This window comes from Candidatus Polarisedimenticolaceae bacterium, from assembly GCA_036376135.1.
Classification (GTDB): Bacteria; Acidobacteriota; Polarisedimenticolia; order Polarisedimenticolales; family DASRJG01; genus DASVAW01.
Map to the genome: position 1 here is coordinate 1 of DASVAW010000003.1, position 15122 is coordinate 15122.

The following is a 15122-nucleotide window of genomic DNA, read 5'->3' on the forward strand; positions in this document are numbered from 1 at the left end:
CCCTCGGAGGCCCGCCATGACGACCCCGCCCGACCCCACGTTCGACTACGCGTCTCTCGTCGACTACCAGGAGAAAGCCGTCGTCAGCCGGACGTTGCTCAAACGCGGCGGGGGGACGATCACCCTCTTCGCCTTCGACGCGGGACAGGAGCTCAGCGAGCACGCCGCCCCCTTCGACGCGCTGGTCCACGTCCTGGAGGGGGTCGGGGAGCTGACCGTGTTCGGCGCGCCCCGACGCCTGGAGGCGGGGCGCGCCGTGTTGATGCCGGCCGGCGCTCCACACGCCGTCCGTGCCGTCGAGCGGTTCAAGATGGCGCTGACGCTGCTGAGGCCCTAGGTCCGGCCCATCCTCCGGTAGGCGACGTACCCCGCCCCGATGAAGGCGAGCTCCGCCACCGCGACGAGCACCATCCAGTTGACGACCGACGAGCTGCCGAAGCCGTACGAGTGCAGGCCCGCCGCCAGGACGAAGTTCACGCCGAGGTAGGTCATCAGGATCGTCTGGAAGGCGACGACGCTGATCGCGGCCACGCTGAACGGTCCGATCCACTTGTCCCAGCGCGCGTGCAGGATCGCGATGTACGCCAGCCACGCGACGAGGGACCAGACCTCCTTCGGGTCCCAGCCCCAGTAACGGCCCCACGACGACGCGGCCCAGATCGATCCGGTCAGGATGCCGGCGATCAGGAGGATCGTGCCGACCATCGTGTACCAGTACAGGAGCTCGCTCATCTTGTCGACGAGATCCTGGCGCTTGCGGAAGATCGTGAAGCCGATCTGCATGTGCGCGATCACGACGCCCAGTGCGAGCACCGCGTAGCTGACCATGATGATGGGCACGTGGATGGCGAGCCAGGGCGTCCCCGAGAGCACCGGTGCCGCCGGGTGGATGAAGCGATCCATCGGGAGCTGGTCGGTGAGGACCATGGTCAGCGCCGCCATGACGTTCGCGTTCAGCACGACCATCCGATTACGCATCACCGCGAACGCGACGACCGCGAACAGGCCGACCCCCCAGGCGAGGAACAGCAGCGACTCGTACATGTTCGTCGCGGGGATGCGGCCGGCGACCTGCCAGCGCAGCGCGATGCCCCAGGTCATCAGCGCGAATCCCGCGACGAGACCGAGGAAGGCCAACGCGTCCAGCCAGCGTTTCGGGGAGTTCCAGGCGACGAGCGAGAGCACGAGGGCGACGCAGAGGACCCACCAGGACAGACGCGCGGGACGGGCGGAGTTGTAGAGGAGCTCCTTCTCGATCGCCTCGACCGGAGGCCACGCGGCGGGACGGGCGTCCTTGAGCAGATACGCGAGCTCCGCCGCGCCGTGTGCGTGCGCGGGCTCCCAGTGGTCCTGCGGATTCGCGGCGGGCACCGGGAAGATCGCCGCGCCGTCCAGGAAGCCCTTGAGGGTCACGAGGCGGTTCTCGAGCTTCTCCGCTTCCTTGCCGAGCCCGTGTCTGGGCTTGTCCGCCTGCTCGTCGGCGTGGGCCTGCTGCATCAGCTGCATGATCGGCCGGTTCTGCACGCACTGCATGAACGAGACGTGCGACGCCCCGGCGAGCCCGCCCGCCGCGGCGAGGTCGGACGAGATCTTCACGACCGGCGCGTTCGCCGCGGTGTTCGGGTCGAAGGTCCACCCCAGCACGGTCGCGACCGGGTCCTGTCCCTGCCAGGTCCGGGAGCCGGTCACGGTCCACACCGCTTCGCGGGCGAGGGTGTCGAGCGGCATCACGCGGCCGTCGTGCTGCACGGGCAGGGTCTTCAGGATCTCGGGCTTCGCGCCCTCGGGCCAGGCGGGCGCGGGCGCCGCCGAGGCGAGCGTCGCGGATCCGCCGAGCGCGAGGAGGACGGTCCCGATCTTCCCGACCATCGTCGACGTCGGGCCGCGCCGCGCGAACGGGCCGGTCTGGGTCTTCGCCTGCTGGATCCGCGTCCCGAGAACGACGCACATCCCGAGGACGAGCAGGCCGTACCCCACGAACACGATGTTCTGTCCGGGGTCCTTCGAAACCGAGAGGATCGTCGCCTCGCGACCGTCCTCCTGCCGGTAACTCGACTGGAAGAAGCTCCACCCGCCGTAGTGCAGCGGGTGGTTCATGTAGATCTGCGCCGGGACGGCGGCCGCGCCGTCGAGGATCTGGACGGTGCTGCGGAACTGGGCCGGCCGCATGGTCCCCTGGTAGTAGTCGATCCGAAAGTCGTCGAGCTTCACCTTGAAGGGGAGCTCGTACGGGATCTCCGGCGCCTTCTCCGACGCCTGCGTGATGACGGTGCCGGAGGTCTGCCCTTCCCACAGCGGCAGGTGCCCCTCGATCTTGGCGAAGTAGGAGACGCAGGATCCGGCGAAGATCAGCAGCAGCGAGCCGTGGGTCATCAGGAAACCGATGCGCTTGCTCCCCCACGGGTAGTGGATGGCGATCGACGCCAGGACGTTGACCGCGAAGATCGCCTGGAGCGCGAGGAACCATCCGGCGTAGTAGACCGTCTCGCCGGCGTATTCCCGTCCCTTCGCCGACTCCACGATCGTGCCCGCGGCCAGGCCGATCAGGAGGAGGACGAGCAGGACGACCGCGACCTTGAGCGAGGCGAACTGCAGGAGCAGCTTCTTCATCCGGGACCTCCGACCGGACCGGGGATTCCCGGGCCGGAACGTGATCTCTTCGGCAAAAGCCGCGCCACGCGCGAAAGCCCGTGAATCGGCTCCCGTGGCCTCCCGGGACACCTTCCGAGCGCAGGGTTTGCGCGGGGCCGACGGGGCCGGCGCAGACACGGGGCCGTCCCTGCGCAATCCCTTCCGCGCCCGCGCTCGGAACGACCGGATGGACACCCCGTGTCGCTCCCCCCCCACCCAGGTGGCGCGCCGCGCGCCCGCTCCCCCCCGCACCGGTTACGTCCTGGGAATCCGACGGACAATCAGGGTCACCCCCGAGTCGTCGCTCCACGCAACTCGATGAAAGCAATGGATTTACGTGCCGACGCTCCGGGCCGCGGGGAGCGGGGCGATGCCCGGAACGGGGATTGCTGTAGGGCCGTGGGACAACGCGCGACCTTTGCCCGGAGGTGGGCCGTGAATCGTGACCATCAGGCAGCGACGCGAGACCCGAGGCAGGCCGGCTTCACCCTCGTCGAGATCCTCGTGGTCCTCGTCGTGATCAGCATCCTCGCGGGGGTGGCGATCCAGACCGCGCTCTTCGCGTTCGACGTGGCCCGCCTTGGCCGCTCGGTCGCGAACATGCGCCAGATCTCGAGCGCGGTGATGCAGTACGAGTCGAGCACGAGCCTGCTCCCCAACACGGGCGGTGCCACGGTGCCGGTGTCGAGCCTCATCGCGGCGCTCGGGACGCAGGGCGGACGGATCGATCCGCGCGACGGGTGGTCGAACAACCTCTATTACGAACCGGTGGCCGTTGCCGGCGCCCCGACGTTCCGGGTGTGGTGCTACGGGAAGGACGGGACGCCCGACGGCGCGATCACCGGCTCGTGGCTCGACTTCAACACCGACGTCGTCGTCGAAGGCGGCACGTTCATCCAGAGCAAGTGGTGAGAGGGGGCCCTCCGTGGCGGACGCAGCCCTGAGCCGATACTGGACGTTGCTGGGCCTCGAGCCCGGCACGAGCCTCGAGCAGCTCGAGACGCACTACTACCTCCTCGTGGAGAAGGCCCCGAAGAACCCGACCGAGGAGGACCAGAAGCGACTCCACGAGATGCACCACGCGTACGGAGTGCTGCGTCGCGCGCTCGCCGCGCGCGCGAGCGCGGGGGCGCTCGCCCGGGTGAACGCGTTCGTCCGCCGGCGCATCGCCGTCGTGGCGACGCTCGCCGTCGGCGGCTGCATCGCGCTCGTCGCCCTGAACTGGAACTCGATCCAGGTCGCCACCCGGCAGTACGACAGCGGGGACGTCGTCCGCATCCGCGGCAGCGCGGAGTCGTTCGGGACGATCGAGTCGTTCAGCGAGCAGCACCGCTTCGAGAACGGCAAGAGCGCACCCGCGTACCGCATCCGCCGGGCGACGACGAACGAGACCGTCTACGTCCAGGAGCGGACCGTCGAGCTGGCGATGACCCGGTAGCTACTCGGGCTTCCACTCCGGTACGCGCCCGGGTGTCCACGGGGCTCCGGCCTTCTCCGCCGCGTCCTCGACCCGCTTCAGGTCGGTGAGAAGGAGCGCGCGCAGGCGCTCGAGGACCGGGGCGAACTGCCCCGCCGCGATCTCGTAGTTCCTCCGGTGCGTCGCCGTCGTGTCCGACGTGGCGTACCAGTGGCCGTACACCACCTGCTGGACGCGGTCGGCGATCGACGGGGCGGTGGGCTCGTTGCGCCGGGCCACCGTGTCGTCGCCGGTGAGCTCGACGCGCAGGTCCTTCAGGCGCGCCTCGATCGCGCGAACCTCGTCCGCGAGTTTCGGGTCGGCGGCGGGAGTGTCGGCGATCGCCTTCTTCAGGTGGTCGATCCGGCCCTGCGCCTCGCCGGCGGAGCGGATCGCCCCCATCACCGCGCGCTGCAGCCGGCCGGTGCGCTTCTGGAACGCCAGCAGCGCCTCGCGGTCGGGTGCCGGCAACGAAGCCTCGCCCAGCGGCGCGGTCCGGAACTCCCTCGGCTCGGAGAGCGGCGTCACGACGCCGCCCACGCGCTTGGCCAGCGTCACGGCGTAGGTCCCGGGCGCGGCGAGCGGCCCCGCCGGCTTCGGCGAGAAGGGGTCGTCGTCGGGAGGCGTGAGGCGGGTCGGCTCGAAGGCGGGGTAGCGCAGGTCCCACGCGACGCGCTGGAATCCGGCCTTCGGTGGGCCCTCGATCCGTCGCACGACCTGGCCGTCCTCGTCGGTCACGGTCAGCACGATCGTCGGCGGCTCCTCGCGGTCCTCCTTCCGGAGGTCGTCCCACGACGGGTAGAAGACGTCTTCGCCCTTCTTCGCCTTGGCCTTGTCCGCCTCCTGCCGTTGCTCGCGCAGGGACTTGTACCCGTCCCGAAGGTAATAGGTGAACACCGCGCCGAAGGGCGGGTTGGGGGCGGTGTAGTAGGCGTCCCCGAACGAGGCCTTGTCCTCGCCGCCGAACGGGGTCGAGGGCACGAACATCCACGCGTCCTTCACCGGGTACAGGCGCGCCTCGGTCGACGTGAGCGACGCCTCGCTCGCCTCGCGCAACGGCGAGAGGTCGTCGAGGACGTAGAACCCGCGCCCGAAGGTCGCCACGACGAGATCGCCTTCGCGCTCCTGGATCGCGAGATCGCGCGCCTGCTGCGTCGGGATGCCGCCCTTGAGCTGGACCCAGCTCGAGCCGCCGTCGACCGTGAAGAACACGCCGAACTCGGTGCCGACGAACACGAGGCCCCGCTTCGCGGGATCCTCGACGATCGCGTAGACGGTGCCGCGCACCGGGAGGTTCCCCGCGACCGAGGTCCAGCTCTTCCCGAGATCGGCGCTGCGAAGCACGTACGGCTTGTAGTCGCCCATCTTGTGGTTGTCGAAGGTCGCCCAGAGGACGTCGGCGTCGTGCCGCGACCACAGGACGCGCGAGACGTAGCTGCGCTCCGGCACGCCGGGGAACGACGCGATCTTGGTCCAGTTCTTCCCCCCGTCGTCGGAGACGTGGATCAGCCCGTCGTCGCTTCCGACCGCGAGCCTGCCTTCCTTCTTCGGGCTCTCGGAGAGGGCGACGAGGTTCCCGTAGAACGACGTCGAGTTGTTCTTCGCGACCGTATCGACACCCCAGACGCGCCCCATCACCTTGAGCTTGTTCCGATCGATCTGCCCGGTGAGGTCGGGGCTCACCGGCGTCCACGAGTTCCCCCGATCGTCGCTGCGGAACAGGCGCTGCGCCGCGAAGTACAGGCGGGTCGGCGAGTGCGGGCTGAGGACCAGCGGGGAGTCCCAGTTCCAGCGCAGCGGCGCCTCGCCGGGTCCCGGCTGGGGCTGGATGTCGACGGTCTCGCCGGTCCTGCGGTCGTATCGCACGAGGTTCCCGTGTTGCCACTGCGAGTACACGATGTCGGGATTCGTCGGATCGATCGCGGCCTGAAAGCCGTCGCCGCCCACGGTGATGAACCAGTCGGAGTTGACGATCCCGTGCGCGGTGCGCGTGCGCACCGGGCCGCCGACCGTGTTGTTGTCCTGCGTGCCGCCGTAGACGTGGTAGAACGGTTTCGCGTCGTCGACCGCGACCTTGTAGAACTGCGCGAGCGGCAGGTTCGCGATCCAGTTCCACGTCGCCCCGCGGTCCCGGGTCCAGTACACGCCGCCGTCGCACCCGGCGATCATGTGATCGACGTCCTTAGGATCGATCCAGAGCGCGTGGTTGTCGACGTGCTTGAACCTCTCCCCCACCTTCACGAACGTCTTCCCGCCGTCCTCGGTGACGTGCATCCACGTATCCATCGAGTAGACGCGCCCCTCGAACTTCGGGTCGGCGACGATCTCGTTGTAGTACTGCGGGCTCGTCGCGACGTAGTCGGATCGTTTCTCCCAGGTCCAGCCTCCGTCGAGGGAGCGGTAGAACCCCGAGCCCTTCTCCGCGGCCTCGACGATCGCGTACACCGTGTCGGGGTTGACGGGGGAGAACGCGAGGCCGATGCGCCCCACGTCGCCGGAGGGCATGCCGCTCTCGATCTTCTTCCAGTTCTCTCCGCCGTCGGTCGTCTTGTAGATCGCCGACTCCGGGCCGCCGTTGATCAGGGTCCACACGTGGCGGCGGCGCTGGTAGGCGGCCGCGAGCATCACGTCGGGGTTGCGCGGATCCATCACGACGTCGGTGACGCCGGTCTTGTCGGAGATCTCGAGCGAGCGCTCCCAGGTCTTCCCCCCGTCCACGGACCTGTAGAGCCCGCGATCGCCGCCGTCGTTCCACAGCGGCCCCTGCGCGGCGACCCAGACGACCTCCGAATCCCGCGGATCGACGAGGATCTTCCCCACGTGCTCGGAGTTCTTGAGCCCGACGTGTTCCCAGGACTTCCCGCCGTCCACCGACTTGTACACGCCGTCGCCGTACGCGACGGAGCGCTGGGAGTTGTTCTCCCCCGTCCCGATCCACACGACGTGCGGGTTGTTCGGGTCCAGGGTCACGCAGCCGATCGAATAGGAGCCCTGGGTCTCGAAGATCGGCGACCAGGTCGTGCCGTAGTTCGTCGTCTTCCAGACGTTTCCGGAGGCCGCCGTCACGTACCACGTCCCGTGGTCCCGCGGGTCGACCGCGATGTCCGAGACCCGTCCGGAGATCATGGCGGGCCCGATGCCGCGGAAGGCGAGTCCGGAGAAGGTGTCCGCCCCCATCTTCGGCTTGGGCTTCTCCTCTTCGGGCTTCGCCGGCGTCTTGGCCGCGAGGGCGGGGAGGGCGCAGAACAGGAGCAGCGTGGCCAGGACCGGACGGCGTCGGAACATCGTGACCCCCGTGAGCGTCTGGGACGAAGGGCGGATTCTAACCGAGCCCCTCGAGGATTCTCGCGGCCAGCCTGAAGATCGTGTGCGGCGACGACCCCTCCGCCTTGTTGTTCGCGATCACGAAGAGACTCCGGTTGCGCGTCAACGCCTCCACCGCGGCGGTCGCGACGGCGGCTCGGCCGTCCGGGTCGTCGTCGACGATGCGATCGAAGGGCGCGTACCGTTCGCGCGCCTGCTCGTAGTTCATCCCGGAGTGCAGCATCCAGCGGATCACGAGCGGACCCTCCTGCGGATCGGACCACGACCGCTGGGTTCCGATCGGGGGAACGCGCGGGTGAATCGAGAGACAGTGCGTTGCGCCGCCCGCTTTCAGCGCCCCCGCGTAGTCGGGAACGAACAGCTTCCCGTCGCGCAGCTCGACGGCGTAGGGGACGCCGCGCGGGAGGGCCTGGAGGAACCGCGCGAGCCGCTCGGCGAACTGCTCGGGTCTCGCGGTGAGGGCGGCGCCGAGCGGGGGAAACTGGAAAAGGAGCGCGCCTCCCTTTCCGGCGAGCCCCTCGACGAAGGGTCGCACCGAGAACTCCTCGGCCCAAGCGGCGTCGAGGAAGAGCTCGTTCGGACCCTGCGGGGCCCCGCCCTCGCCGAAAAGAACGGGGGACGTCGTGAGGGACGGGGCCTTCACGACGAAGCGGAAATCCCCGGGGACCTGCGCCGCGTAACCGCGAAGGACCTCCGCGGTCACCGGGGCGTAGAAGGTCCGGTCGACGCCGACGGTCCGCAGGAGCGGGTGCTTCGCATAGGCCTCGAGCCCACGGCGGGAGAGCTCGGTCGCCGTCGTGGCGACGTCGTAGACGATGCCCTTCCAGCCCGGAAACGACCACGACGACGTGCCCAGGCGAAGGGCCTCGGGGAGCCTGGATGCGATCGCGACGAGCGCGTCGGCGACGGGGGCCGGTCCGACGCCCTCGCTGCGGCGCCGCTTCGCCGGCGCGGGATCCTCCGAATCGCCGAAGAGTCCGCGCTGCGGACGTTTCACCGCGAGGCCTCCCGGATCCACGCGAGCACGCGCGGTCCGTCGGAATCGGGAGGGAAGACCGGGTAGAAGACGTGCTCGATGCGACCGTCGCGCACGATCATCGAGAGGCGCCGGAGCAGGGTCCACTCGCCGTACACGAACGTCGGGAGGGCGAGCGCGCGGGTCAGCTCGAGCGCCGCGTCGCTGAGGATCGGGTACGGCAGGTGCAACCGCTCCGCCATCTCGCGCTGGTACGCGGTGTCCTGCGTGCTCAGCCCGAAGACCCCGGCGCCGAGGGCCCGCAACGCCGCGTGATGGTCGCGGAACGAGCAGTTCTGCGGCGTGCACCCGCGGGCTCCCGGGATCTCGTCCCATCCCGGAGGCGAATCCCGGTCGGGTACGCCCGTGCGCGGGTACGCGTAGAGGACGGTGCGTCCGGGACCGAGACGGTCGAGCCGGACCCTGCTCCCGTCGGTCGCCGGAAGCTCGACCGCGGGCATCGAGGCGCCGACGAGATGGCGCGCCGCGCCGTCGTCCTCCGGCACCGGGAGGCCCGCGGGAACCGAATACAGGTCGTCCGAGCGCATCCGGTCGAGTCTGCCACGAAGCGCTAGGGCTGCAGCTCCGAGGTGATCGTCGCGCCGTTCATCTGGGGAGAGACCGTCGCGACCTTCACGACCTTGCGGCCTTCCTTTGCGATCCACGCCGTCGCCTTCTCGGCGTCGTCCACCGTCGTCATCTCGAGCTTGAAGCAGTCGAACGTGCCCGCGGGCACCGTCACGCCCTCGCTTCCGACCACCGCAAGATTCCGGATCTTCACCTTCTGGCCCTGGAGGTCGAAGTTCCGGAAGCTCGTCTTGTACCCCTCGGCAAGGGGGAGCGCCGCGATCGCCTGGAACGCTCCGGCGCCGTCCGCGAACAGCGCCCCCCCGAGATCCGCCGAGAGAGGCTGCGGCTGCTCGCCCATCTTCAACTCGCCGGTGGCCTTGCCGTCCTTGACGTCGAGGCGCACCGAAAGCGGTCCCTGCGCGATCGTCCGCGAGCGCATGGTGAGGGTCTCGGGGTCGAGCACGACCGTGTCGGTCGCCTCGCCCATCGGAGACTTCACCCGGTCCACGACGACGATGTCCGCGCCCTCCCGCTTGACCTCCGTCGTCGTGGCGAGCTTCATCGACTGTCCGGCCATCTCGAGCGAGACGCCGTAGCTCCACGCGCCGGTCGCGATCGGCCCCGCCGGCTTCGGCGCGGAGACCGCGCCCGTGTCCACGGGCTTGGCGAGGACGACCGACTTCGGATCGACCGTGATCTCCTTGAGCCGGGCGGCGACCTCGGGGGTCGCCGACTCCTGGAAGCGGCCGCCGAGGTGCTTCGCGAGGAACTTCTCCGCGGAGGCGAGCATCGCCATGTTGTTGACGGGGCGCGCGAAGCCGTGCCCCTCGTCGGGCGCGACGAGGTACTCGACGGGGAAGCCGCGGTCGCGCAGGGCGATCACGATCTGGTCGGCCTCCGCGCGCTTGACGCGGGGATCGTTCGCCCCCTGCACGATCAGAAGCGGCGTCTTGATCTTGTCCGCGCTCGTGAGCGGCGACTGCCGGAGGAGCTGCGCCTTTCCTTCGGGGGTCCGGGGATCGCCCATGCGCGTGTAGAAGATCGTGCGGATCGCCTCCCAGTACGGCGGGATCGAGTCGAGCAGCGTGATGAGGTTCGACGGCGCGACGATCGGCACCGCCGCGGCGTAGAGGTCGGGGGTGAAGGTCACCCCGGCGAGCGAGGCGTAGCCGCCGTAGGAGCCACCCATGATCCCGACCCGCTTCGGGTCGACGATCCCCTCGGCGACGAGATGTTTCACCCCCCAGGTGATGTCGTCCTGCATCTTCTGGCCCCACTCGTTGTTTCCCGCGTTCAGGAACTTCTTCCCGTAACCGGTCGAGCTCCGGAAGTTCGGCTGCAGGACGGCGTAGCCGCGATTGGCGAGGAACTGGGCGTAGGCGTCGTACCCCCAGGTGTCGCGGGCCCACGGGCCGCCGTGCGGGAAGACGACGAGCGGGAGTCCCTTCGCGGGGACCCCCTTCGGAAGGGTGAGATAGGCGGGAATCTCGAGCCCGTCGGACGACGGGTACCGCAGGGACTTCATCGGGGCGAGTGCCGTGCGCGGGAGCTTCTCGCGCACGCGGTACTGGAGGGTCAGCTTGTTCCGGTCCCGGTCGAAGAGGTAGGTGGCGCCGGGCTCGGTGTCGCTTCCCGCGCTCACGATCCACTTCCGCTCGTCCGTCGTCGAGGCGCCGAAGCCGATCTCCGCGTCGCCGAGCTTCCGGCGCAGGAAGTCGTAGTCCTTCTTGAACGCCTCGTCACGCCAGTAGACCCGCGTGCGATCGTCGACGTACGCCGTGCCGACGAGCTCGTTGCTCACCTCCGAGAAGATCGGCGCCTCGAGGTCGACGCGCCCGAGCGGGTCGGAGTCGACCGCGGTCTCGGCGCCGGTCGCGGGATCGAACAGGATCAGCCGGATCAGGTCCGAGTCCTTGTTGGTCACGAAGTAGACGCGCGCGCCGTCCTTGTGGAAACGGAAGGGGCCGCAGGTGTCGGTGACGCCGCAGGTGTAGGCGGTCTTCATCGCGTCGCCGTCGACTCGGAGGACCTCGGTGTCCCCCTTGTCGGTGGTGCGGGTCGCGAGGCGGAGCTGGTCGTTCTCGTCGAAGGTCCAGCCCGCGACCCGGTCGAGGTTCTTGCGGACGAGCGTGCGTTCGCCGGTCGAGATCTTCAGGCGGTAGAGGTCGTGCCACGCGGGATCGCGGTCGTTGAGGCCGACGAACATCAGGTCCGCGTCCTTCTTCGAGACGCGGTAGATCAGCGCGCGGACCCCCTTCGCGTCGGTCAGGTTGCGCGCCGCCGGGACCTTCGCCCCCGCCGCGGGGGATGCCGACGGATCGACGGCGAAGACGTTGTAGTTCTCGTCCCCCCCCTGGTCCTGGACGAACAGGACGAACTTCCCGTCCCGCGACCAGAAGTAGGCGGGGATGGGCCGCTTCGTGTCCGCGGTGATCGGCTTCGCCTTCTCGAAGGGCTCGTCGGTCGTCTTCACCCAGACGTTCCGCGTGCCGTCCAGCGGCTTGATGAAGGCGATGTACCGCCCGTCGGGGGAGATCTGCGCCCCCGAGATCTCCGGGTCGCCGAAGATCAGCTCCCGGTCGAGGATCGGCGGAAGCGCGGCGGAAGCGACGCCGGCGAGGAAGGCGACGACGAGCGCGGCGAGCACGAGCCGCGGGATTCGAGTGCGCATGGAAACCCCCTTGCCCTTCGGAGTGGCGAGTCGGAGAGAGTAGTACGGCCGCTGGGGCGCCGCGTTTCACCCATTCGCCGCGTCCGGGCTCCGGCGGCTGGACGCCGATGGTACGGTTCATTCCCCCGAGGAGAAGATCATGCTTCGACCCCTTCTCGTCGCCGCCCTCTCCGTCCTTCCCGTCGTCGCCGCGGAGACCTCCCCCACCGCCGTCGAGATCGCGTCGTTGCGGTCGCTCGGCGCCCTCGCCCTCTCCCCGGACGGCAAGCTCGTCGCCTACACGCTGACCTCGCCGAAGTTCGATCCGGAGGCGAAACCCAAGGACGATTCAGACACGTCCGGCGGGTGGTCGAAGTCCACGCAACTGTTCCTCGCGCCGGCGACGGGAGGGCGCCCCCGGGCGATGACCGCGGAGGGATCCGACGTCTCCTCGCCGGAGTTCACGCCGAACGGTCGTTCGCTCGCGTTCCTGCGCAAAGTCGACGGGAAGTCCAAGCTGCACGTCCTCCCGGTGGACTTCGGCGAAGCGGCGGCGATCGACACCGGCAAGCTCGAGCCCGCGTCGTTCGCCTTCTCCCCCGACGGATCGAAGGTCGCCTTCCTCGCCGAGAGGCCCCGATCCGAAGACCGCAAACGGGAGGAGTTCCTGCGCGGCGGCGCCACGGCGTGGGGACGGAAGTGGGAGCCGCGACGGCTCTGGGTGGTGCCGGTAACGGGCGGCGACCCCGTCGAGGCGTACGCCGGCCCCGAACACGTCGTCGCCTTCCGGTGGTCTCCGGACGGCAAGCGCTTCGCGCTCGTTCTTGCGGCGTCCGCCGATCCGTACGAAGCCTCGAACCTCGCGTGGGTGGCGATCGCGCCCGTCGACCGCTCCGCCGCGGCGCGGCGCGTGTCGGACGAGGGGGCGAATCTCGGCGAGGTCGCCTTCTCCCCGGACGGGAGGTACCTCGCCTGGGAGCAGGGCGTGGGGACGTTGTCGCTGCTGAACCACCTCGTGGTGGTCGAGGTCGACGGGAGCCGGCGGTGGAACGCCGCGGCGAAGCTCGACCCGACGCTCATGGGGTTCGCATGGCGCGGCGACTCGCGGTCGATCGTCGCGCACCTTGCGGAGAAGACACGGTCGAGGTTCGTCGAGCTCGCGTTCGACGGGTCGCGCGTGCGGGATGTTCCGTTCCAGGGAATCGCCGGAGAACCCGCGAGGGTCGTGGTCGGGGCGGTGCACGCGGATCGCGCCGGAAACGTCCTGCTCTTCCCCTCCTCCACCTACGTGCAGCCCGCCAACCCGACCGTCTTCGACCTCGGCTCGGGGGCGGTCCGCGTTCCGGTGGACGTGAACCCCGAGACGGCAGCCTGGCCGAAGGGGAAACTCGAGGTCGTCTCGTGGAAGAGCCCCGAGGGACCGACGATCGAGGGGGTGCTCCTCACGAGCCCGATCGCGAAGCCCGGGGCGCCGGCGCCGCTCATGGTGATGCCGCACGGAGGTCCGGACTCGGTCACGACCGAGGGATTCTCGTGGTGGGCGACCTTCTTCGCCGCGCGCGGGTACACGGTGTTCCGGCCGAACTACCGGGGGGGCGTCGGGTACGGGCTCGACTTCTACGCCGCGAATCGCGGGCGGCTCGGGGAGATCGAGTTCCTCGACATCGAGAGCGGCGTGGACGCGCTGGTCGCGAAGGGGGTCGCCGACCCGAAGCGTCTCTTCTACGGCGGCTGGTCGTGGGGCGGGTATCTCACCACGTGGACGATCGGGCACACGTCCCGATATCGCGCCGCGGTCGCGGGCGCGGCGGTCGTCGACACCGTCGTCGAATACGTGACCTCGGACATCAACCACGGGGTCGCGGCGGAGTGGGAGTACCGCGGGATTCCCTGGAAGCAGCTCGAGAACTTCGACCGGGCGAATCCGATGCGCTCCCTCGGCAAGGTCGTGACGCCCACCCTCGTGATCCACGGCGAAGCGGACGAACGCGTGCCCTTCCCCAATGGCCAGATCCTCTGGCGGGCGCTCGTCGACCTGGGGGTCGAGACGGAGCTCTGGGCCTACCCGCGCGAGCCCCACGGGTTCACCGAGAAGGCGCACGTGGTGCACTTTCTCGAGCGCTGGGTCGAGTGGTACCGCCGGCACGACCCGGCGGTCAGTGGAAGTCGCGGCTCTTCGCAGTAGCGGGCGCAAGCAGGTTGCGCGGCTCCCAGAAGGAGTCCGCGATCAGGTGCACGACCCCGTCCTGGCGCTGGAGCTTGCCGGTCACGCCGAGGAAACTCGCCGTCTTCACGAGGATGCGGAACCGCTCGTAGACGGGGGCCCAGCAGACGACGTTCACGAAGCCGGTTTCGTCCTCGAGCGTGAGGAAGACGACCCCGGACGCGGTGCCGGGACGCTGGCGGCAGATCACGAGCCCTGCGTAACGCGCGCGGCTTCCGTCGGCCCCGGCCGTCACCTGCGCCGCGTCCGGAAGGCGGTGCGCGCGCAGCCGCTCGCGCAGCGGCTCGAGGGGGTGCCCCTCGGCGCTGTGCCCCGAGGTGCGGTAGTCCCAGCCGATCGTCTCGAAGGCGTCGAGCGCGGCGAACTCGGGGAGCGCCGTCTCCTCGACGGGAACCTCCATCGCCCCGCGCCCCGTTCGCGCCGCGCCCTTCGCGGCCCACAACGCCCCGCGGCGGTTCGGCTCGAGGGAGCGCAGCGCCCCCGCCTCCGCGAGACGCGAGACCGACCCCTCGTCGAGCCCGGCGCGGGAGACGAGGTCGGGGATCGAGGCGTAGGGGCGTGAAGCGACGACGCGTTTCCCCACGTCCTCGCGCAGCCCCTTCACGTAACGCAGCCCCATGCGCATCGGAAGCGGAGAAATAGGGACAGCAACCATTTTTCGCCCCGACGGGCGAAAAATGGTTGCTGTCCCTATTTCTCCGCCCTCGAGGGTGCAATCCCACGCACTCCGGGTCACGTCTACGGGGAGCACCGTCAGCCCGTGACGCTTCGCGTCCTCGACGATCGTCGAGGAGGAGTAGAACCCCATCGGCTGCGCGTTGAGGAGCGAGCAGGTGAAGACGTCGAGGTGGTGCCGTCGCATCCACGCCGTCGCGTAGGCGATCAGCGAGAACGAGGCCGCGTGGGACTCGGGAAAGCCGTATTCACCGAAGCCGCGGATCTGATCGAAGACCCGCTCCGCGAACTCCCGCTCGATCCCCTTCGCCTCCATGCGTCGCACGAGCCGCTCGCGGTGGCGCTCGATGCGTCCGGTCTTCCGCCAAGCGGCCATGTCGCGGCGGAGCTGATCGGCCTCGCCGGGGGTGTAATCCGCCGCGACCATCGCGAGGCGGATCACCTGCTCCTGGAAGAGGGGGACGCCGAGGGTCTTCTTCAGGACCGGCTCGAGCGAAGGGTGCGGGTAGACGACCTCCTCCTCCCCGTTCCGCCGCCTCAGGTAGGGATGAACCATCCCGCCGGTGATCGGCCCGGG

General features: G+C 69.5%; 10 protein-coding genes. 4 read left to right on the forward strand and 6 right to left on the reverse strand.

Annotated elements, in window-relative coordinates; genetic code table 11:
- Positions 1-16: 16 nt before the first annotated feature.
- A complete protein-coding gene (locus tag VF139_00270) occupies positions 17-337 on the forward strand; it encodes a cupin domain-containing protein (GenBank protein HEX6849809.1) in 321 nt (106 codons plus the stop codon).
- Here VF139_00270 and ccsA read toward each other — a convergent pair.
- The gene (gene ccsA, locus VF139_00275; GenBank protein ID HEX6849810.1) at positions 334-2610 is read right to left on the reverse strand and encodes a cytochrome c biogenesis protein CcsA; all 2277 of its coding nucleotides are present in this window, start codon (positions 2608-2610) and stop codon (positions 334-336) included. The two genes, VF139_00270 and ccsA, sit on opposite strands and share 4 nt — an antisense overlap.
- A gap of 456 nt (positions 2611-3066) precedes the next feature.
- Here ccsA and VF139_00280 point away from each other — a divergent pair, with 456 nt between their 5' ends.
- Positions 3067-3543 carry a prepilin-type N-terminal cleavage/methylation domain-containing protein gene (locus VF139_00280; GenBank protein HEX6849811.1) on the forward strand — a complete coding sequence of 159 codons (477 nt, stop codon included), beginning with the start codon at positions 3067-3069 and terminating at the stop codon, positions 3541-3543.
- Between the two features lie 13 nt (positions 3544-3556).
- Positions 3557-4069, forward strand: a complete 513-nt coding sequence (locus VF139_00285; GenBank protein HEX6849812.1) for a hypothetical protein — start codon at positions 3557-3559, stop codon at positions 4067-4069.
- Here the strand turns inward: VF139_00285 and VF139_00290 are convergent, their stop codons facing one another.
- From VF139_00290 to VF139_00305, 4 genes are read right to left on the reverse strand one after another with little or no spacing between them, the layout of a single operon-like run.
- A complete protein-coding gene (locus tag VF139_00290) occupies positions 4070-7372 on the reverse strand; it encodes a hypothetical protein (GenBank protein ID HEX6849813.1) in 3303 nt (1100 codons plus the stop codon).
- A 37-nt stretch (positions 7373-7409) separates the two neighbouring features.
- Positions 7410-8408 carry a DUF72 domain-containing protein gene (locus tag VF139_00295; protein HEX6849814.1) on the reverse strand — a complete coding sequence of 333 codons (999 nt, stop codon included), beginning with the start codon at positions 8406-8408 and terminating at the stop codon, positions 7410-7412.
- On the reverse strand, positions 8405-8974 hold the full coding sequence (locus VF139_00300; GenBank protein HEX6849815.1) for a peroxiredoxin: 570 nt from the start codon (positions 8972-8974) through the stop codon (positions 8405-8407). The genes VF139_00295 and VF139_00300 overlap by 4 nt, the downstream gene beginning before the upstream one ends.
- 23 nt (positions 8975-8997) lie before the next feature.
- Entirely contained in the window at positions 8998-11667 is a 2670-nt protein-coding gene (locus VF139_00305) for an alpha/beta fold hydrolase (GenBank protein ID HEX6849816.1), read from the reverse strand.
- A gap of 139 nt (positions 11668-11806) precedes the next feature.
- On the opposite strand from VF139_00305, the gene VF139_00310 reads away from it, so the two are divergent.
- The gene (locus VF139_00310; protein ID HEX6849817.1) at positions 11807-13831 is read left to right on the forward strand and encodes a S9 family peptidase; all 2025 of its coding nucleotides are present in this window, start codon (positions 11807-11809) and stop codon (positions 13829-13831) included.
- Here VF139_00310 and VF139_00315 read toward each other — a convergent pair.
- The coding region (locus tag VF139_00315; protein HEX6849818.1) for an OB-fold nucleic acid binding domain-containing protein at positions 13803-15122 on the reverse strand (1320 nt) is incomplete at its 5' end. The two genes, VF139_00310 and VF139_00315, sit on opposite strands and share 29 nt — an antisense overlap.

Bases quoted from the DNA above. Each gene is read 5' to 3' on its own strand.
- VF139_00305 (HEX6849816.1), bottom strand. From the start codon at position 11,667: ATGCGCACTCGAATCCCGCGGCTCGTGCTCGCCGCGCTCGTCGTCGCC.
- VF139_00290 (HEX6849813.1), bottom strand. From the start codon at position 7,372: ATGTTCCGACGCCGTCCGGTCCTGGCCACGCTGCTCCTGTTCTGCGCC.
- ccsA (HEX6849810.1), bottom strand. From the start codon at position 2,610: ATGAAGAAGCTGCTCCTGCAGTTCGCCTCGCTCAAGGTCGCGGTCGTC.
- VF139_00270 (HEX6849809.1), top strand. From the start codon at position 17: ATGACGACCCCGCCCGACCCCACGTTCGACTACGCGTCTCTCGTCGAC.
- VF139_00310 (HEX6849817.1), top strand. From the start codon at position 11,807: ATGCTTCGACCCCTTCTCGTCGCCGCCCTCTCCGTCCTTCCCGTCGTC.
- VF139_00300 (HEX6849815.1), bottom strand. From the start codon at position 8,974: ATGCGCTCGGACGACCTGTATTCGGTTCCCGCGGGCCTCCCGGTGCCG.